The organism is Streptomyces sp. NPDC059499 (genome assembly GCF_042749285.1).
Classification (GTDB): domain Bacteria; phylum Actinomycetota; class Actinomycetes; order Streptomycetales; family Streptomycetaceae; genus Streptomyces.
The window spans coordinates 1-18941 of the sequence record NZ_JBHYTT010000023.1; the positions used below are offsets into that span (position 1 = coordinate 1).

The 18941-nt window shown below is 69.0% G+C and carries 16 protein-coding genes and 1 riboswitch; of the genes, 12 read left to right on the top strand and 4 right to left on the bottom strand.

The genetic code is table 11. From position 1 onward, the window contains the following. Positions 1 to 188 precede the first annotated feature (188 nt). The 10 genes from ACFW9O_RS34105 to ACFW9O_RS34150 all read left to right on the top strand — a co-directional run bounded on the left by ACFW9O_RS34105 (position 189) and on the right by ACFW9O_RS34150 (position 10190). Positions 189 to 797, top strand: a complete 609-nt coding sequence (locus ACFW9O_RS34105) for a CDP-alcohol phosphatidyltransferase family protein (protein WP_329213122.1) — start codon at positions 189 to 191, stop codon at positions 795 to 797. Positions 798 to 909: 112 nt separating this feature from the next. After that, a complete protein-coding gene (locus tag ACFW9O_RS34110) occupies positions 910 to 3405 on the top strand; it encodes a sugar phosphate nucleotidyltransferase (protein ID WP_384614800.1) in 2496 nt (831 codons plus the stop codon). A gap of 92 nt (positions 3406 to 3497) precedes the next feature. Beyond that, positions 3498 to 4418, top strand: coding sequence for a DUF881 domain-containing protein (locus ACFW9O_RS34115; RefSeq protein WP_384614802.1), 921 nt, complete (start codon positions 3498 to 3500; stop codon positions 4416 to 4418). Further along, positions 4415 to 4747, top strand: a complete 333-nt coding sequence (locus ACFW9O_RS34120) for a small basic family protein (RefSeq protein ID WP_003970459.1) — start codon at positions 4415 to 4417, stop codon at positions 4745 to 4747. Before ACFW9O_RS34115 ends, ACFW9O_RS34120 begins: the two co-directional genes overlap by 4 nt. Before the next feature lie 5 nt (positions 4748 to 4752). Then, on the top strand, positions 4753 to 5574 hold the full coding sequence (locus ACFW9O_RS34125; protein WP_384614804.1) for a DUF881 domain-containing protein: 822 nt from the start codon (positions 4753 to 4755) through the stop codon (positions 5572 to 5574). 190 nt (positions 5575 to 5764) lie between these two features. Then, the gene (locus tag ACFW9O_RS34130) at positions 5765 to 6562 is read left to right on the top strand and encodes an FHA domain-containing protein (protein ID WP_351181166.1); all 798 of its coding nucleotides are present in this window, start codon (positions 5765 to 5767) and stop codon (positions 6560 to 6562) included. 42 nt (positions 6563 to 6604) lie between these two features. Further along, the gene (locus tag ACFW9O_RS34135) at positions 6605 to 7348 is read left to right on the top strand and encodes a MerR family transcriptional regulator (protein ID WP_351181169.1); all 744 of its coding nucleotides are present in this window, start codon (positions 6605 to 6607) and stop codon (positions 7346 to 7348) included. Positions 7349 to 7401: 53 nt separating this feature from the next. Continuing rightward, positions 7402 to 7875: a bifunctional nuclease family protein gene (locus tag ACFW9O_RS34140; protein ID WP_006123076.1), complete on the top strand. Its 474-nt coding sequence runs from the start codon at positions 7402 to 7404 to the stop codon at positions 7873 to 7875. A gap of 167 nt (positions 7876 to 8042) precedes the next feature. Beyond that, positions 8043 to 8660, top strand: coding sequence for a MerR family transcriptional regulator (locus ACFW9O_RS34145; protein WP_384614806.1), 618 nt, complete (start codon positions 8043 to 8045; stop codon positions 8658 to 8660). 75 nt (positions 8661 to 8735) lie between these two features. After that, entirely contained in the window at positions 8736 to 10190 is a 1455-nt protein-coding gene (locus ACFW9O_RS34150; protein WP_384614808.1) for a DNA polymerase IV, read from the top strand. Here ACFW9O_RS34150 and ACFW9O_RS34155 read toward each other — a convergent pair. Further along, positions 10112 to 10483, bottom strand: a complete 372-nt coding sequence (locus tag ACFW9O_RS34155) for a PRC-barrel domain-containing protein (protein ID WP_351169381.1) — start codon at positions 10481 to 10483, stop codon at positions 10112 to 10114. The two genes, ACFW9O_RS34150 and ACFW9O_RS34155, sit on opposite strands and share 79 nt — an antisense overlap. A gap of 133 nt (positions 10484 to 10616) precedes the next feature. After that, a riboswitch (glycine riboswitch) is annotated at positions 10617 to 10712 on the top strand. A 191-nt stretch (positions 10713 to 10903) separates the two neighbouring features. Here ACFW9O_RS34155 and gcvP point away from each other — a divergent pair. Next, positions 10904 to 13789 (top strand): aminomethyl-transferring glycine dehydrogenase, encoded by a 2886-nt coding sequence (gene gcvP / locus ACFW9O_RS34160; protein WP_384614809.1) that lies wholly within the window; start codon positions 10904 to 10906, stop codon positions 13787 to 13789. A 72-nt stretch (positions 13790 to 13861) separates the two neighbouring features. Here gcvP and ACFW9O_RS34165 read toward each other — a convergent pair whose 3' ends face one another. Both ACFW9O_RS34165 and ACFW9O_RS34170 read right to left on the bottom strand, forming a co-directional pair. Next, positions 13862 to 14068 (bottom strand): DUF5999 family protein, encoded by a 207-nt coding sequence (locus ACFW9O_RS34165; RefSeq protein WP_351169375.1) that lies wholly within the window; start codon positions 14066 to 14068, stop codon positions 13862 to 13864. 287 nt (positions 14069 to 14355) lie between these two features. Next, the gene (locus tag ACFW9O_RS34170) at positions 14356 to 14961 is read right to left on the bottom strand and encodes a hypothetical protein (RefSeq protein ID WP_384614811.1); all 606 of its coding nucleotides are present in this window, start codon (positions 14959 to 14961) and stop codon (positions 14356 to 14358) included. Positions 14962 to 15450: 489 nt separating this feature from the next. On the opposite strand from ACFW9O_RS34170, the gene ACFW9O_RS34175 reads away from it, so the two are divergent. Continuing rightward, on the top strand, positions 15451 to 16956 hold the full coding sequence (locus ACFW9O_RS34175; RefSeq protein WP_351169369.1) for a glutamate--cysteine ligase: 1506 nt from the start codon (positions 15451 to 15453) through the stop codon (positions 16954 to 16956). Positions 16957 to 17108: 152 nt separating this feature from the next. Here ACFW9O_RS34175 and ACFW9O_RS34180 read toward each other — a convergent pair whose 3' ends face one another. Then, positions 17109 to 18899 carry a substrate-binding and VWA domain-containing protein gene (locus ACFW9O_RS34180; protein WP_384614813.1) on the bottom strand — a complete coding sequence of 597 codons (1791 nt, stop codon included), beginning with the start codon at positions 18897 to 18899 and terminating at the stop codon, positions 17109 to 17111. Between the last annotated feature and the right edge of the window lie 42 nt (positions 18900 to 18941).

An 18941-nucleotide genomic window follows, 5' to 3' on the forward strand; every position in this document is an offset into this window, starting at 1 on the left:
TACTGCAGGGGGGACCCTGTGGGAGAGTAGGACGCCGCCGAACAATTATTCCGGGAAAGCCCCGTGCCCTTGTGGCACGGGGCTTTTCTGCGTTCCGTCACGTCCTTGTACCCCCGTGCACCGGTCCTTCGCGGCTGAGGGTAGGGTCAGGGTGCATCATTGGCACGTTCTTCACAGGAGGCCCCCGGGTGGAGGTCCAGGAGACTCGAGTTCAGACGAACCGAGTACTCACCATCCCCAACATCCTCAGCATGGCTCGCCTCGTCGGCGTACCGCTCTTCCTGTGGTTGATCCTTCGTCCTGTCTTCGGCGGGCCCAACAGCGACGGCTGGGCGTTGCTGGTTCTGATGCTGAGCGGCGTCAGCGACTATCTCGACGGCAAGCTCGCACGCCGGTGGAACCAGATCAGCAGTCTCGGGCGACTCCTGGACCCGGCTGCCGACCGCCTGTACATCCTGTCGACCCTCGTCGGGCTCACCTGGCGCGAGATCCTGCCGCTCTGGCTCACCGCGGCTCTTCTCGCACGTGAGCTCATGCTCCTTGTCATGGTGGGAATCCTGCGCCGGCACGGCTATCCGCCGCCGCAGGTGAACTTCCTCGGGAAAGCTGCAACCTTCAACCTGATGTACGCCTTCCCCTTGTTGCTGCTCAGTGACGGAAGTGGTTGGCTGGCCTCGCTGGGCGCCGTTTTCGGATGGGCGTTCGCTGGTTGGGGTACAACGCTCTATTGGTGGGCAGGGATCCTCTACGTGGTCCAGGTCCGCCGACTCGTCAAGGCGGATGAAGTAGCCGAATAGCTCGTTGACGCGGTGCCGCGCAGTGTCGCCGGTCCGCAACGGATGCTGTGGTTGTTGCCCCGACGGGTGATGTCGGCTAGACCGTCGTCTCTTCAAGGAGGACGTTTCCGACATGAAGGCCGTCGTGATGGCCGGCGGCGAAGGCACTCGTCTTCGCCCCATGACCTCAAGCATGCCCAAGCCGCTCCTGCCCGTAGCCAATCGGCCGATCATGGAGCATGTTCTGCGGCTGCTCAAGCGGCATGGGCTCAATGAGACCGTCGTAACCGTTCAGTTTCTCGCTTCGCTCGTGAAGAACTACTTCGGCGACGGCGAAGAACTCGGAATGGAACTCAGCTACGCCAACGAGGAGAAGCCACTCGGTACCGCGGGAAGTGTCAAGAACGCAGAGGAAGCCCTCAAGGACGACACTTTCCTGGTTATTTCCGGTGACGCACTCACCGACTTCGACCTGACGGACCTCATCGCCTTCCACAAGGAGAAGGGCGGCCTGGTCACCGTATGTCTGACCAGGGTCCCGAATCCGCTCGAGTTCGGCATCACGATCGTCGACGAGCAGGGCCAGGTCGAGCGCTTCCTGGAGAAGCCGACCTGGGGCCAGGTCTTCTCGGACACCGTCAACACGGGCATCTATGTCATGGAGCCCGAGGTCTTCGACTACGTCCAGGCCGATACCTCGGTGGACTGGTCCGGCGACGTGTTCCCGCAGCTCATGAAGGAGGGCAAGCCGATCTACGGCTATGTCGCCGAGGGCTACTGGGAGGACGTGGGCACCCACGAGAGCTACGTGAAGGCCCAGGCCGACGTGCTGGAGCGCAAGGTCGACGTCGAGCTCGACGGCTTCGAGATCTCGCCCGGTGTGTGGGTCGCGGAAGGCGCGGAGGTCCATCCCGACGCGGTACTGCGAGGGCCGCTGTACATCGGCGACTACGCCAAGATCGAAGCCGGCGTCGAACTCCGGGAACACACCGTCATCGGGTCGAACGTCGTCGTGAAGACCGGTGCTTTCCTGCACAGAGCCGTCGTGCACGACAACGTGTACATCGGTCAGCACAGCAATCTTCGTGGCTGCGTGATCGGTAAGAACACCGACGTCATGCGGGCGGCCCGCATCGAGGACGGCGCCGTCATCGGTGACGAATGCCTGGTCGGCGAGGAATCGATCATCCAGGGCAATGTGCGGGTGTACCCGTTCAAGACCATCGAGGCCGGAGCCTTCGTCAACACCTCGGTGATCTGGGAGTCGCGGGGGCAGGCGCACCTCTTCGGAGCGCGCGGTGTCTCCGGGATCCTGAACGTCGAGATCACCCCGGAGCTCGCCGTGCGGCTCGCCGGTGCGTACGCGACGACCCTGAAGAAGGGGTCGACCGTCACCACGGCACGTGACCACTCCCGTGGTGCGCGCGCGCTGAAGAGAGCGGTCATCTCCGCCCTGCAGGCGAGCGCCATCGACGTACGGGACCTGGAGAACGTGCCGCTGCCGGTGGCCCGCCAGCAGACCGCGCGGGGCAGCGCCGGCGGCATCATGATCCGGACGTCGCCCGGTGTGCCGGACTCCGTCGACATCATGTTCATCGACGAGCGCGGTGCCGATCTCTCCCAGGCGCGCCAGCGCAAGCTCGACCGCGTCTACGCCCGCCAGGAGTACCGCAGGGCCTTCCCCGGTGAGATCGGAGACCTCCACTTCCCGTCGAGCGTCTTCGACTCCTACACGGGATCCCTGCTCCGCAACGTGGACACGGACGGCATCGCCGATGCGGGCCTCAAGGTCGTGGTCGACGCGTCCAACGGCAGTGCGGGGCTCGTCCTGCCCAGCCTGCTCGGACGCCTCGGTGTGGACGCGCTGACGATCAACCCCGGGCTCGACGAGTCGCGTCCCACCGAGTCCGCCGAGTCCCGGCGGGCCGGACTGGTGCGCCTCGGTGAGATCGTGTCGTCCGCACGGGCGGCCTTCGGGGTGCGGTTCGACCCCGTCGGTGAGCGGCTCTCCCTCGTCGACGAGCGGGGCCGGATCATCGAGGACGACAGGGCCCTGCTGGTCATGCTCGACCTCGTGGCGGCCGAGCGGCGGAGCGGGCGCGTGGCCCTGCCGGTGACCACCACCCGCGTCGCCGAACAGGTGGCCGCCTACCACGGCACGCAGGTGGAGTGGACGACCACGTCCCCGGACGACCTGACCAGGGTGGGACGCGAGGACGCGACCATTTTCGGTGGTGACGGACGCGGCGGCTTCATCATTCCCGAGTTCAGCAGCGTCTTCGACGGCTCGGCGGCCTTCGTCAGGCTCATCGGGCTGGTGGCCCGGACCCAGCTCACGCTCAGCCAGATCGATGCCCGCATCCCGCGTGCCCATGTGCTGCGCCGTGACCTTGCGACGCCTTGGGCGGTCAAGGGGCTCGTCATGCGGCGGGTCGTGGAGGCGGCAGGGGAGCGCAGTGTGGACACCACCGACGGTGTCCGGGTGGTGGAGACCGACGGCCGCTGGGTGATGGTGCTGCCCGACAGGGCGGAGGCCGTCACCCATCTGTGGGCCGAAGGCCCCGATGACGCCTCGGCCCAGGCCCTGCTGGACGAGTGGTCGGCGATTGTGGACAGCGCCGGCGACTGAGCCGGTTGGCCCGGACGCCGTTGTGCTGCGGCTTCCGGGCCACCGGTGGGGCCATTCGGCGGCAGCAGGCATGACGTGCGACGATGTGCGGCATGTCGCAGCCGCCCCCCGATCGGAGTAGCACCCCGCAGCGTCCCCGTCCCGACGCGTCCATGTCGCTGTTGACCAATGTGATGGACCACAGCCTGGACGAGGGATACGCCGAGGCTGCGGCGCGCCGCGAAGCCGACGGAAGCGCGGGCATGCCCCGTACGCTCAAGTCGAAACTCGGCCTCGCGGCAGGTCTCGTCGTCGCGGCTCTCGTCGTGACGCTCGGTGCCGCCGAGGCCCAGGTCGCGGCGCCGGTCGTGGCGAAGGAGCGCGAAGAGCTCATCGACCGCGTCAACGCGGAGACCGACGCGGCGGACGCGCTCCAGGAGGACGTCGACGAACTGCGCAAGGACGTCGACGAACGGCAGCGCAAGGCGCTCGAACAGCACGGCGGGGCCAAGGGCGGGCTGGTGGCGCTCCTCTCCGGAGCGACCGCGGTCGAAGGGCCCGGAGTCAAGCTCGTCATCGATGACGCCAAGGACACCGACCAGGGCGGCGGCGGACCGCGTGAGTCGACCGGCTTCGCCGACACCGGGCGGGTGCGCGACCGAGACATGCAGCGCGTGGTCAACGGCCTCTGGCAGTCCGGGGCGGAAGCGATCGCCATCAACGGCCAGCGGCTGACCGCCCTCTCGGCGATCCGCGCGGCGGGCGACGCCATACTGGTCGACAACAGGCCGCTGGTGCCGCCCTACACGGTGCTGGCGGTGGGGGACGGCAAGAATCTCGCCGACGCCTTCCAGGACAGCGCGGACGGCCTGTATCTGCAGGCGCTGCACGAGAGCTTCGACATCCGCACCAGCATCTCCGAGCAGGAGCGGGTGCGCCTTCCGGCCGCGCCGAGCCTGATCGTACGCACAGCAGAGCCTCAGGCCGCAGACACGCGCAGTGGTGCGGCAGAAACAGGGAAGGGCACATCGTGATCGCCGTACTGGGCCTCGTCGTGGGAGTCGTGGTCGGACTGTTGGTCCGGCCCGAAGTGCCGGCGGTGGTCGAGCCCTACCTGCCGATCGCCGTTGTGGCCGCGCTCGACGCCGTCTTCGGAGGTCTGCGTGCCATGCTCGACGGGATCTTCGTGGACAAGGTCTTCGTCGTGTCGTTCCTCTCGAACGTCGTGGTGGCCGCACTGATCGTGTTCCTCGGCGACAAGCTGGGTGTAGGCGCCCAGCTCTCCACCGGTGTGGTGGTCGTGCTGGGTATCCGCATCTTCTCCAATGCCGCGGCGATCCGCCGGCACGTCTTCCGGGCTTGAGGCCGATGAGCAACGACGAGAATCCGCGCAACGAGGGACCTGCGGGCGAGCTGCCGCCGGAGGTCCCCGCGTCGGCACCCGAGACCGGCACCGACCGGCCCAAGGAGTCCTCCGGGCGCCAGCGCCTGCTGGCGGGCCTCTGGCCGCCCAGGGTGAGCAGGGCCCAACTCATCGTGGCGCTCCTGCTGTTCGTCCTCGGGCTGGGGCTGGCCATCCAGGTCAGGTCCAACAGCGACAACAGCGCGTTGCGCGGTGCCCGCCAGGAGGACCTGGTGCGCATCCTCGACGAGCTCGACAACCGGACCCAGCGGCTCGAGGACGAGAAGCAGAGCCTCGACGATCAGCGCACCGAGCTGGAGAACAGCTCCGACCAGGCGGAGGAGGCCCGCAAGCAGACGCTCGAGAAGGAGCGGCAGCTCGGCATCCTCGCGGGTACGGTCGCGGCCAAGGGACCCGGCATCACCCTCACCATCAACGACCCGAGCGGTGCGGTCGAACCGGACATGCTCCTCGATGCCATCCAGGAGCTGCGGGCGGCCGGTGCCGAGGCGATCGAGATCAACGGCGTGCGGGTGGTGGCCAATACGTACTTCTCCGGCGACGGGGGAGACCTGAGGGTGGACAACCGGAGGATCCGGTCTCCGTACGAGTTCAAGGTGATCGGCAAACCGCAGGACCTCGAGCCGGCGCTCAACATCCCCGGCGGAGTGGTGCAGACGCTCGAGAAGGAGCAGGCCACGGCGGAGGTGGCACGGGCCGAGGAGATCGTCGTCGACGCCTTGCGACCGGCGAAGCTGCCTGACTACGCTCGGTCGTCGTCCCGGTGAGGCCTTGGCACACGCGGCCCGCAGCACACAGGCACGGGGTTGCGGGGGGTCGGCGCATCGGATCGGTGGCGCGTGGTGGAAACTGTCGGGTGGATACGGACGTTGTGAAGATGTCCGGGTCGGCAGGTGTGTTCATTCAGGGTTCGTCCTGCCCCACGGGCGGGTCTATTTCGGTCAAGGGGAAACGCCCGTGAAGTTGTTTGCGAAGTTGTTCGGAAAGAGTGCACGCGAGGACAGCGGCGCTGCTCGCCACCGTGCTCCGCGCCAGGGTCAGGGCGCCGAGGAGCAGGGCTCGGAGCGCCCGCTCTTCCGCGACGAGGTGCCGGGTTCGCCGGGGGACCAGAGGGGCGCCTCCGGCGCGTCGTCTGTTGACCCTGCCGGTGCCGGACGCATAGGTTTCGGGGAACCATCAACCTCAAGTACGGGTGGAGGGTTCACCCCCGCCCCGGAGGGCTCCTCCATGCCGGTCTGTACGAGGTGCGGGCATCGCAATGGCGAGGCCGGCCGTTTCTGTTCCAACTGCGGTGCGCCGCTGCGGGGCGGAGTCCCCGAGCGCGCCTCCGAGACGACCTCGACGATCTCGATCTCCGGCATCGAGGCGTACGAGGCCGAGGTGACGGGACAGACGGCCGTTCCTTCCCTCTCGCCGGAAGCGCAGGCAGCCGTCGACGCGCTGCCCGCGGGATCCGCGCTCCTGGTGGTGCGCCGCGGTCCGAACTCCGGCAGCCGCTTCCTGCTGGACGGCGAGCTGACCACCGCGGGCCGTCACCCGCAGAGCGACATCTTCCTCGACGACGTGACCGTGTCGCGGCGCCATGTGGAGTTCCGCAGGGGCCCGGACGGTAGTTTCACCGTGGGCGACGTCGGCAGCCTCAACGGCACCTACGTCAACCGTGAGCGCATCGATTCCGTCCTGCTGTCCAACGGCGACGAAGTTCAGATCGGCAAGTACCGGCTGGTCTTCTACGCGAGCCAGCGGGGCGTCTGACCCTCCCCCGGACCGCGTCCGGAAGGACCCCCAGGAAGGTTCATGCTGCGAACACCGACAGGCGGTGCCGGTCACGGCACCGCCGCAGCGGACGAGCGCGCCATGAGCATCGGCACGGTGCTTCTGGAGCTGCGCGACGAGTTTCCCGAAGTAACGATCTCCAAGATCCGCTTCCTGGAGGCGGAGGGGCTCATCGAGCCGCAGCGGACGCCCTCCGGCTATCGCAAGTTCAGCCCGGCCGACATGGAGCGGCTGGCTCAGGTGCTGCGCATGCAGCGGGACCACTACCTGCCGCTCAAGGTCATCCGTGAGCACCTGGACGCCCTCGCCCGTGGCGAACAGGCCGCGCTGCCGTCCGGCGGCGGTCAGGGCGAGCTCGTGGACGGTCGCTGGGAACCGGACCCCGGCCGGGCCACAGCCGCCCGCATCGGGCGCTCCGAGCTTCTCGCGGCCGCTGACGTCAGCGAGGACCAGCTCGTCGAGTGGGAGTCCTACGGGCTGATCGCTCCCTCGCCCGAGGGAAGCTACGAAGCCGAGGCGGTGACCGTCGCGAGACTTGTGGCGGATCTGGGGCGATTCGGTCTGGAACCTCGGCATCTGCGGGCTGTCAAGGCCGCCGCCGATCGTGAGGCGGGACTGGTCGAACAGGTGGTCGCGCCCCTGCGCCGGCACCGGAATCCGCAGACCAGGGCCCATGCGGAGGCCACCGCGAGAGAGCTCGCGGAGCTGTCCGTCCGGCTCCACGCGGCCTTCGTGCAGACCGCCCTCAAGGTCCGGTTCCACTGACCGCGGCGGAGCCCGACTATCCAAACATGGCGGGCACGTCCTAGGGTTGCTGTGTGAACGAGCTCGACGTTGTGGGTGTCCGGGTGGAAATGCCCTCCAACCAACCGATCGTGCTCCTGCGTGAAGTGGGAGGCGACCGGTACCTCCCCATTTGGATCGGCCCTGGGGAAGCGACCGCGATCGCCTTCGCCCAGCAGGGCATGGCACCGGCCAGGCCGCTGACCCATGATCTCTTCAAGGATGTGCTCGAGGCCGTCGGCCAGGAGCTCACGGAGGTCCGGATCACGGACCTCAGAGAAGGGGTTTTCTACGCGGAGCTGGTCTTCGCCAGCGGAGTCGAGGTGAGCGCGCGGCCGTCCGACGCCATAGCGCTCGCCCTGCGCACCGGAACGCCGATCTACGGCAGTGACGGTGTGCTGGACGACGCCGGGATCGCCATCCCGGACGAGCAGGAGGACGAGGTCGAGAAGTTCCGTGAGTTCCTCGACCAGATCTCACCGGAGGACTTCGGTACGAACAGTCAGTGACCGTCCCGCGGGGTGCCGTCAGCGCATCCGACAAGCCGTTCCCGGAAACGAGACACGGGAAACCACCCTCAGGGTGATTATCACTCGGCGTGCCGAGTGTGGCGATCGTTGACGCACCCCTGGTGACTGCCTACCTTCGAGATGGCAGGTCAAGGACGGAGGTCGGCGTGAGAAGCAGCGGCGACGGTACGGCTGCGGGTGGGCCGTACCGGCAGCACAGCAGTGCGGCCGACCACACCATCAGACAGCCGGTTCAGCCGGCGGCGATGGCAGCGGACGGTGCGGTAGGGGCAGGTGACATCGGTTACCGGGGGCCGACGGCGTGCGCGGCGGCGGGGATCACCTACCGACAGCTCGACTACTGGGCCCGTACGGGTCTGGTGGAGCCGAGCGTGCGTCCGGCGTACGGGTCGGGGACACAGCGCCTCTACAGTTTCCGGGACGTGGTCCTCCTCAAGATCGTGAAGCGGTTCCTCGACACAGGTGTCGCACTGCAGAACATCCGCACCACGGTCCAGCACCTGAGGGCCCGCGGATTCACGGATCTGGAACGGATGACCCTGATGAGCGACGGGGCGACGGTCTACGAGTGCTCCTCGCCCGACGAGGTCGTGGATCTGCTCCAGGGGGGTCAGGGAGTCTTCGGTATCGCCGTGGGCGTCGTCTGGCGCGATGTGGACGCGACCCTGTCCCAGCTCCACGGCGAGCGGGTCGACACGGGGGAGACACTGATCGGCAACAACCCGGCGGACGAGCTGGCCCGGCGGCGCAACCGCGCGGGCTGAGCCACCGGGCCTGCCCCGCGCCGCACGGGCGCGGAGCAGGCCCGTTGTCAGTGGCATAGGGCAGCATCGGTTGATGTGAGATCCGCTCCCACCATCCTGCATCTGGACATGGATGCCTTCTACGCCTCTGCCGAGCAGGCGGCGAAACCCAGCCTGCGCGGCAAACCGGTGGTGGTGGGCGGGCTGGGGATGCGCGGGGTGGTGGCCACCGCGTCGTACGAGGCCCGGCGCTTCGGCGTGCATTCGGCGATGCCCATGGCGCAGGCGAGACGGCTGGCACCCAACGCCGCCTATCTCGTGCCGCGGTTCGCGCTCTACCGGACGGTGAGCGACCAGGTGATGGAGCTGCTCGGGCGGCTGTCGCCGCTCGTCGAGCCGCTCAGCCTGGACGAGGCCTTCGTCGACCTGGAGGCCGGCGGGGTCGCCGATGACGCGGCATCGGCCCGTGCGATCGGTGAGCAGCTGCGCACGGTCATCAGAGGCGTCACCGGACTCAGCGGTTCGGTCGGTCTGGCCGGTTCCAAGATGCTGGCCAAGATCGCCTCCGAGGAGGCGAAACCGGACGGATTGCTGCTCATCAAGCCGGGTACGGAGCGCGGACTGCTCGCTCCCATGTCCGTGCGGATCCTGCCGGGCGTCGGGCCCGCCACCGGGGACCATCTGCGGCGCGCGGGGATGACGGTGGTCCAGGACCTGGCCGAGGCCGGGGAGGCGGAGCTCGTCCGCCTGCTGGGCAAGGCGCACGGCGTCGCGCTGTACCGCATGGCCCTCGGGCACGACGACCGGCCCGTCGTCGCGGAGCGGGACGCGAAGTCCGTATCGGTCGAGGACACCTTCGACGTGGACCTGCACGACCGGGTCCGGGTCAGGGCGGAGGTGGAGAGGCTGGCCGGACGGTGTGTGGAGCGCCTGCGGGGTGCGGGGAGGTCGGGGCGGACCGTCGTGCTCAAGGTGCGCCGCTACGACTTCTCCACGCTGACGCGCTCCGAGACCCTGCGAGGCCCCACCGACGACCCCACGGTCGTCAGAGAGGCCGCCGCGCGGTTGCTGGAGGCCGTTGACACCACCGGTGGCGTACGGCTCCTCGGAGTGGGCGTCACGGGGCTCGCGGACTTCACCCAGGAGGATCTCTTCGCGCAGGCCGCCGACGCACGGCAGGCGGTGGCGGGCGAGGCGGAGGACGGGGCCGACGGTGCCCCCGACGAGCCGGTCACGGCGGAGGAAGCGGCCGAGGAGAGGGCGGACCTCCTCGCGGGCCGACGGTGGCCCGCAGGCCATGACGTACGCCACGAGGTCCACGGCCACGGCTGGGTGCAGGGCAGCGGTGTCGGCCGTGTCACGGTCCGGTTCGAGGAGCCGGGGGAGCGGCCGGGCCGGGTGCGCACGTTCCGTGTCGACGATCCGCAGCTCCAGCCGGCTGATCCGCTCCCCCTGGTGCGGGACCCCGAGGACTACTCCTCGTGGCCGGCCAGCCTGCCGAAGTCCCTGTCGGGCCCGGTACCGCCCGGCGCGGCGGAGTCCAGCCCGTAATGGCGGTAGAGCTGCAGCTCCTGTTCCGGGGAGAGATGACGGCCGACCCCGAAGTCGGGGGCGTCCTTGATCAGGGCGCGGTCGAAGGGGATCACCAGGGTGCCGTCGACGAATTCGCTCGGTTCCAGCGGTACGAAGGCGTCCCGGGTGAAGAGTCCGGTGCGCACGGCCGCCCACTCGGGTACACCGGTGGCGTCGTCGAGATAGACCTCGTCCACCGTTCCGATCTTGGAGCCTTGGCGGTCGTAGGCCTTGCGGCCGATCAGGCTGCGCGGATCGATGTCGGTCTGCACGGTGCCTCCCACTGGTCGCACTGCGGTCAGGGTGGTCGCAACTGCTCCACAGGCACTACGAAAGGCCAGATCCGGGGCTTCGGCCACTCGAGACGGCCGGCGCCGCCCCGCTGGTAGTCTGGAACACGGCTGCTGACCCTGTGCGGGAGAGTCCTCCGGAGAATTCCGGAGGCGCCGAAGGAGCAACTCCTCCCCGGAATCTCTCAGGCCCCTGTACCGCACGGACGAGGTCACTCTGGAAAGCAGGACGGGATCCGTACGGCACGTGCCGTGGCGGGCCCCATCCTCACCGACGGTGAAAGCCGGTATGCCTCCGGGCGTGCCGGTGAAGCTCTCAGGTCGAGATGACAGATGGGGAGGCCGTTCGGGCAGCCACGCCGTGGTGCCCCTCGCAGGTCGTGAGACCAGGAGGCCTCCATCATGACCCCCCGTCGCACTCCGCTCTCCCAGCTGGAGCAGGGCATTCCCTTCGAGCAGCGCCACATCGGGCCCGATGCCGAGGCCCAGGCGAAGATGCTCGCCCAGGTCGGATACGGCTCCCTCGACGAGCTCACCGCCGCTGCCGTGCCGGACGTGATCAAGAGCGCCGAGGCGCTGGATCTTCCCGCTGCGCGTACCGAGGCCGAGGTCCTGGCCGAGCTGCGACGCCTCGCCGACCGCAATCAGGTGCTCGCGCCGATGATCGGGCTCGGCTACTACGGCACGTTCACCCCGCCGGTGATCCTGCGCAACGTCATGGAGAACCCCGCCTGGTACACGGCGTACACGCCCTACCAGCCGGAGATCTCCCAGGGGCGGCTCGAGGCCCTGCTGAACTTCCAGACGATGGTGGCCGACCTGACCGGTCTGCCCACCTCCGGTGCCTCCCTCCTCGACGAGGGCACGGCCGCCGCCGAGGCCATGGCGCTCGCACGGCGCGTCGGCAAGGTCAGGAACGGCGTCTTCCTGGTCGACGCGGACACCCTGCCGCAGACCGTCGCCGTGATCCGGACCCGCGCCGAACCGACCGGCGTCGAGGTGGTCGTCGCCGACCTCACCGACGGAATTCCGGCCGATGTCGCCGAGCGCGGCGTCTTCGGCGTCCTGCTGCAGTACCCGGGCGCCTCCGGAGCGGTGCGTGACATCAAGCCCGTCATCGACCGCGCCCACGAGCTCGGCGCGATCGTCACCGTCGCGGCCGATCTGCTGGCCCTGACCCTGCTCACCTCGCCCGGAGAGCTGGGCGCGGACGTGGCCGTCGGGACCACGCAGCGCTTCGGTGTCCCGATGGGCTTCGGCGGACCGCACGCCGGCTTCATGGCCGTCCGCGAGAAGTTCGCGCGCAGCCTGCCCGGCCGTCTCGTGGGCGTCTCCGTCGACGCCGACGGCAACAAGGCGTACCGTCTCGCCCTCCAGACCCGCGAGCAGCACATCCGCCGGGAGAAGGCCACCAGCAACATCTGCACCGCGCAGGTGCTGCTCGCCGTCATGGCGGGGATGTACGCCGTCTACCACGGCCCCGACGGTCTGCGCACGATCGCGCGGCGCACCCACAGGTACGCCACGATCCTGGCCGACGGTCTGCGGGCCGCCGGTATCGACGTGGTGCACGGCGCCTACTTCGACACCCTCACCGTGAGTGTTCCCGGTGCCGCTGCCGATGTGGTCGCCGGTGCACGCGAGCGCGGCGTGAACCTGCGGCACATCGACGCCGACCACGTCTCCATCGCCTGCGACGAGACCACCACCCGCGCACAGATCGCGGCCGTCTGGGCCGCCTTCGGAGCCGGCGGCGACATCGAGGCCCTCGACGCCGACGCCGAGGACGCGCTGCCCGGCAACCTGCTGCGCACCGACACCGTCCTCGCCCACCCGGTCTTCCACCAGCACCGTTCCGAGACCGCGATGCTGCGCTACCTGCGCAAGCTCGCCGACCGCGACTACGCGCTGGACCGCGGCATGATCCCGCTCGGCTCCTGCACCATGAAGCTCAACGCGACCGCCGAGATGGAGTCGATCACCTGGCCCGAATTCGGTGCGCTGCACCCCTTCGCGCCGGCCGAGCAGGCTCAGGGCTTCCTCACCCTGATCCGTGAGCTGGAGGAGCGCCTGGCCGAGGTCACCGGCTACGACGCCGTCTCCCTCCAGCCCAACGCCGGCTCCCAGGGTGAGTTCGCCGGTCTGCTGGCCGTGCGCGCCTACCACCGGGCCAACGGCGACGAGGGGCGTACCGTCTGCCTCATCCCGTCCTCCGCGCACGGCACCAACGCCGCGAGCGCCGTGATGGCGGGCATGAAGGTCGTCGTCGTGAAGACCGCCGACGACGGCGAGGTCGACATCGACGACCTCCGTGCCAAGATCGAGAAGCACCGCGACGAACTCGCCGTCCTCATGATCACCTACCCGTCCACGCACGGCGTCTTCGAGGAGCACGTCGCCGCGGTCTGCGGCGAGGTGCACGACGCGGGCGGTCAGGTGTACGTCGACGGCGCGAACCTCAACGCGCTGGTGGGCCTTGCCAAGCCGGGCAAGTTCGGCGGCGACGTCTCGCACCTGAACCTGCACAAGACCTTCTGCATCCCGCACGGCGGCGGTGGCCCGGGCGTCGGCCCGGTCGGTGTCCGCGCGCACCTGGCGCCGTACCTTCCCAACCACCCGCTGCAGCCCGCCGCCGGCCCCGAGACCGGCGTCGGCCCGATCTCGGCGGCACCGTGGGGCTCGGCCGGAATTCTTCCCATCTCCTGGGCGTACGTGCGCCTGATGGGCGGCGAGGGACTGAAGCGTGCGACGCAGGTCGCCGTACTCGCGGCCAACTACATCGCCAAGCGTCTGGAGCCGCACTTCCCGATCCTGTACAACGGTCCGGCCGGCCTGGTCGCGCACGAGTGCATCGTGGACCTGCGCCCGATCTCCAAGGCGACCGGCGTCAGCATCGACGACGTCGCGAAGCGGCTGATCGACTACGGCTTCCACTCGCCGACGATGTCGTTCCCGGTGGCCGGGACGCTGATGATCGAGCCCACCGAGAGCGAGGACCTCGCGGAGCTCGACCGGTTCTGCGACACCATGATCGCCATTCGCGGTGAGATCGAGAAGGTCGCGTCCGGCGCGTGGAGCGCGGAGGACAACCCGCTGAGCAACGCCCCGCACACGGCGGGCGCGCTCGGTGGCGAGTGGACGCACGCCTACAGCCGTGAAGAGGCCGTCTTCCCGGCCGGCGTCACGCCTTCGGACAAGTACTGGCCGCCGGTGCGCCGGATCGACGGCGCCTTCGGCGACCGCAACCTGGTCTGCTCCTGCCCGCCGCTGGACGAGTACGACCAGTAGGAACGCGGACACACCCGTCGGGGCCGGTGCGGAGACTTCTCCGGGCCGGCCCCCGTGTTTCTCCGGCCGCGGTCAGGCGGCCTTCATCACCTGGCCGGTCTTCAGCGGCCGGTGCGGGGCGATGATCTGCCCGTCCGGCAGCAGCTCACCGGTGTCCTCGAAGAGCAGGACGCCGTTGCACAGCAGGCTCCAGCCCTGTTCCGGGTGATGAGCCGTCAGGCGCGCGGCTTCCCGGTCGTTGGAGTCTGCGGTCGGGCAGGGTGGCTGGTGCTGGCACATGGATGGGTTCTTTCGCTGCGTTGAGTCGAGTGTCCTGCGGCTTGACGATGTGTTCATGGCCGCCCCCGTATCAGTCGGTCCGGTCCCAGTGTTGCCCTACGGGCGTCGTTCCGCAGGGATTTCGCGGCAGCTGCTCTTCTCCTCTCATGACGCATCACCCGGCCGGACGGTTCAACGCAACTGCACTGTCCCTTCGGGTGGTTCGGGGTGGCCTGAAGGGGCTAGTCCGGACGGGTACGGATGCGCCCCCGCCGTGGTGCTCGGCGGGGGCGCATGGCGTTCGAGGATCAGGCGGGCGAACCGAGGAGGCCGGGCAGGCCTGGCAGCGGAGCCGGGGAGACACGCATGGTCATGACCGGAAGCAGATCGGAGACGCGATGCGGCCGGTGGGCCGTGATGCCGGGAGGCGCGGGCGCGAGGGGCACCAGCACATCCGTCGGGGCGAGGGTGCCTCCCCCCGCATCGGCTTCGGTGTCCGCGTGCAGCCACAGCGTGAGCATGTAGAGCTCCGGCACGGACAGCAGGCGCGGCTGGTAGTGCGCTGCCGCCGAATCCGCCTGTCGTACGGCGAGTTCGGTCGAGACGATGTAGGGCCCCTCGAAGAAGTGGGAGAAGGTCCAGCCGTCGGCGGTGAGCATGGTGTCCGCGGCGGCCACGGCGCGCTCGCCGCTGCGGATCAGGAAGCGCCAGCCGGCCAGGCGGGTGCGGGGCGTGGAATCGTCCGGGACGATCCGGTCCAGTACGTGGACCGGGAGGGGCAGTTCGGGGCTCAGCGATCCCTGGACGGACCGGAGAGCGGGCGTGTGGGCCTCGCGGACTGCGGTGGGAGAACCGAGTGCCGCGAGAACGCTGCGCAGTGCGGGCGCTGGGGCCGGAGAAACATGCAGCGGCATAGTGGGTCGCCTCTCACTTGGAGACACGGTGATGCGTGGGCGGGTGTGCAGACGGCGCTGTCGGCGTGCGGGGCCAGAGGAAGGCCGGTGACGGGCGGACGGGCCGGTGCGTCAACTCTCTGCCTCGTTCGCAGAGTTTATACGACAAGTGTTCACACGGTGTTTCGTCTAGCTGTCCCACATATTGCACGCAAGGCGGGATCGAGCCTTTGAAATGCGGAGATCGTGTTGGTTCGGCAGGCCCCGGATGCCCCCTGCCAGGTTTTCTTCCGACGCAGCGGTAGGCTGAAACCCATCGGTGTTTCTACCACGCATCCGGCAGTGACTGTGCATTGGCCGCATGCCGAAGGAATGTGCCTCCGGCTTCTGTCGTCAGACTAGCGGGTACCCGTGGACATCGGGGCGTTATAGATCACCCCGTCTGGGCATTATCGATCGTGATGCGAGCGGCCTGGGCCGCGGGCCGCCCACTCGAGGAGGGACCCTTCGATGGGCGAGAAGGTCGTGGCGGGCGCCTTTGACCTGTCCGATCGGCAGGCGTACCGGAAAAAGCTCTCCCAGTGCCTGGAGGGACTGGAGAGGCTCCTGTCGGAGGAGAGGTTCGATCGTCCCAGAAATCTCATGGGTCTGGAGATCGAGCTCAATCTGGCGGGCTCCGACGGTATGCCGAGGATGCGGAATGCCGAGGTGCTCCAGCGGATCGCCAGCCGGGATTTCCAGACCGAACTCGGGATGTTCAACCTGGAAGTAAATATCCTTCCGCACCGGCTGAGCGGACGGGTTTTCGATCAGCTCGCCGAGGAGCTCCGTACCGGACTCGCCTATGCCCACAGGAAGGCCGTCGAGGTCGATGCCGGGATCATGATGATCGGAATCCTGCCGACTCTGGGCCGCCACGACGTGGTCTCGGCCAATCTTTCGGACGTGGACCGTTACACGCTTCTCAACGATCAAATGGCCGCGGCGCGCGGTGAGGATTTCGCCCTCGATATCGAGGGCGTCGAACGCCTGGTGGCCACTTCCGCCTCCATTGCGCCCGAGTCGGCGTGCACGTCGGTCCAGCTCCATCTGCAGGTGACGCCGGCCCGCTTCGCGGACGTGTGGAACGCCGCCCAGGCCATCGCGTCGGTCCAGATCGCACTCGGGGCCAATGCCCCGTTCCTGTTCGGCAAGGAGCTGTGGCGGGAGTCCAGGCCGCCCTTGTTCCTGCAGGCCACAGACGTGCGGCCGCCCGAGCTGACGAATCAGGGTGTCCGCCCGAGGACCTGGTTCGGGGAGCGCTGGATCAGCTCCGCCCACGAGCTCTTCGAGGAGAATCTGCGCTACTTCCCGCCGCTGCTGCCGATCTGCGACGACGAGGAACCCCTGCGCGTGCTCGACGAGGGCGGCGTTCCCACGCTTGCCGAGCTCGTGCTGCACAACGGCACCGTCTACCGGTGGAACCGGCCGGTGTACGGCCTCGTCGACGGCATTCCCCACCTCAGGGTGGAGAACAGGGTCCTGCCCGCCGGCCCGACGGTCACCGATGTGATCGCCAACGCCGCCTTCTACTACGGCCTGGTGCGCGCGCTGGCCGACGAGTCCCGGCCGGTGTGGACCCGGCTGCCCTTCGAGGCGGCCGCCGAGAACTTCGACGCCGCCTGCCGCCACGGAATCGACGCGGAGCTGCTCTGGCCCCGACCGGGCCGCTCGGGCGGGGTCGCGAAGGTGCCCGCAGTCCAGCTGGTGCGGGACGAACTGCTGCCCCTTGCCGCCGCCGGGCTCGACGCCTGGAACATCGAGCCCGTGGACCGCGACCGCTATCTCGGCGTCATCGAGGAACGCTGCAGGCTCCGGGTGAACGGGGCCTCCTGGCAGGTCGACACGTACCACCGGGCGCTGGAGGCAGGTCTCGAACGTGAGGCCGCACTGGCTGCCACCACCCGGCGCTACGGGGAGCTGATGCAGGCGGGCGAACCGGTGCACACCTGGCCGGTCGGCTTCCCCGCACCTTGAGAGTGCGGGACGGCGGCGCCCCGGCCGGGAGGAGGCTGCTCCTGGGTGCCGGAGAGGCGCCTCCCCGGGTGCCGGACGCCCGGGTCAAGGCGCCCGGTCCAGGGCGTCGGTCTCGGGCGCCGGGCGCTCGGGTGCCGGGTGCCCGGCGGAGGCTACTCCTGGTCTCGGCGACCGCTCTGCCCGGCCGTCATGACTGCCTGCAGGATGACAGCCTGGATCTCGGAGGGGTCGCTGATCTTGTAGGCGCCTCCGCGGGTGACCGCAGCCATCTCCGTCACCTCTGAGCGGTCGGCGTCCGGGCCCACCGCGATCGCGATGATCGGAACCGGCCTCTCCGGGTCCGCGACCTCCTTCAGCCGGGCGATCAGGGCGCTCCTGGAGATGCCGTGGTCATCCTGGTTCGAACCGTCGGTGAGGAGCACCAGGGCATTGAACTTGCCCTTCACGTACGACGACTGCGCCTCCTTGTAGGAGGCCAGAGTGGTGTCGTACAGGCCGGTGGCGCCGTTCGGTACGGGCTTCAGCGCGCTGAAGGCCGCCGAGAGCCTCTCCCGGTGCGTTCCGCCGCCCTTCGCCGGTTCGCCGAGCCTCCGGGTGGGCACCACCTGGCGGTAGTCCTTGTCCCCGTCGAGAGTCGCCGCGAACACCCAGAGGCCGATCTCGTCGTCGGTCGTGAACTGTCCCAGTGCCTGGATCAACGAGGCCTTGGTGACCTCCATCCGTGACCGGTCGCGACCCGGCACCGTGACGGCCATGGAACCGGAGGCGTCGACGACCGTGGTCAGCCGGGCGCTCCGTACCGTGATGGTCCACATGCCGAGGGCCTCCTGGAGCACATCGGCGGAGGGCGGAACGGCGGCAGGGGTGGCGAACGGCTGAGGAGTTCTGCCGCCCGCGGACTCGACCAGCGCGGCCTCGGTGGTGCCGTCGGTGGTGCGGAAGCCGTTCTTCTCCAGGACGGCGTGGGCTTTGTCGTCGTCCAGCAGTCTCATGAACCGGAGGGCGGCTCTGCTCTCGTCGCTGGTCAGCTCGGCGCTGTTGACCAGCGCGTACGGATAGTTGAGGAGCGGGGTGCCGTCCGCGGGGTAGAAGAGCTCGATCCTGCCCGCACTCGGCGAGCTCGCGTTGTGGGTGAACGCCGCCTGCTCGGAGACCAGAACCGCCTGGTTGTGCTCCGGATTTCCGCCCTCGACTCCTGAGAAGTCCAGTGCCAGCGTCTCGAGCACCTGCCGGTCGCTGTCGGACATCCGCTGCGCCAGGGCCTTGGCCGTGGCGGCTACCTCGGTGCCGTGGTCCCCGCCCGACCCACCGGGCGACGCTGCGATGCTGCTGAGAGCCAGCAGGCCGGTGGCGCTGCGTACCGGATCGGCAACTCCCAGACGTACCTCGTCCGATCCCGTGGCCGAAGCAGCCAACTCGGCCCAGGAGTAGGTCTTCTCGGGCCAGCCCAGTGCCTGGGCCGCGGACGGCACCATGCCGACGGTCACCGGGGAGGTGGCCACGGAGTCGCCCGGGGCGACCGGGATGCCGGTGCCCGTGCCCTTCGCGCGGTCCAGCCAGAGGTCGGAGTCCGGCAGCCAGACCTGGTAGCCGGGATCCCCCGAACCCGTGGCGAGCGCGTTGGCGACCTCGTAGGAATCGCGGGAAACAACGGTGACATGGAGGCAGCGGCCGTCGGATCGCGCCGACTCCTCGCGCGCCCTGGCCGCGACGGTCCGGACGGCAGGGGCGATGTCCGGGGAGGCGACCACGGTCAGGCGTACCGCCGAGTCCTCGCAGGAGTCCGATAACGACAGGAGGCCGTCCTCCGTCGCGACCGCTGTTCCCGCCGCCGCAGCAAGCACGAGCACCGTGGCGATGGCGACGGAGCGACGGTGGAGCGAGGGAGGGGTGGCCCGGTGACCCTCCGCCGGGCAGCCGTCGGGCAAGCTATGACGTCCCATGTCGGTGGTGCCTCCTCGAGGATGAACAAGGAAAAAGGGGGA

What these genes read in the sequence shown, in the direction of transcription:
- ACFW9O_RS34110 (WP_384614800.1), top strand. Translation starts at nt 910, where the DNA reads ATGAAGGCCGTCGTGATGGCCGGCGGCGAAGGCACTCGTCTTCGCCCC.
- ACFW9O_RS34115 (WP_384614802.1), top strand. Translation starts at nt 3,498, where the DNA reads ATGTCGCAGCCGCCCCCCGATCGGAGTAGCACCCCGCAGCGTCCCCGT.
- ACFW9O_RS34125 (WP_384614804.1), top strand. Translation starts at nt 4,753, where the DNA reads ATGAGCAACGACGAGAATCCGCGCAACGAGGGACCTGCGGGCGAGCTG.
- ACFW9O_RS34135 (WP_351181169.1), top strand. Translation starts at nt 6,605, where the DNA reads ATGCTGCGAACACCGACAGGCGGTGCCGGTCACGGCACCGCCGCAGCG.
- gcvP (WP_384614809.1), top strand. Translation starts at nt 10,904, where the DNA reads ATGACCCCCCGTCGCACTCCGCTCTCCCAGCTGGAGCAGGGCATTCCC.
- ACFW9O_RS34165 (WP_351169375.1), bottom strand. Translation starts at nt 14,068, where the DNA reads ATGTGCCAGCACCAGCCACCCTGCCCGACCGCAGACTCCAACGACCGG.
- ACFW9O_RS34170 (WP_384614811.1), bottom strand. Translation starts at nt 14,961, where the DNA reads ATGCCGCTGCATGTTTCTCCGGCCCCAGCGCCCGCACTGCGCAGCGTT.
- ACFW9O_RS34175 (WP_351169369.1), top strand. Translation starts at nt 15,451, where the DNA reads ATGGGCGAGAAGGTCGTGGCGGGCGCCTTTGACCTGTCCGATCGGCAG.
- ACFW9O_RS34180 (WP_384614813.1), bottom strand. Translation starts at nt 18,899, where the DNA reads ATGGGACGTCATAGCTTGCCCGACGGCTGCCCGGCGGAGGGTCACCGG.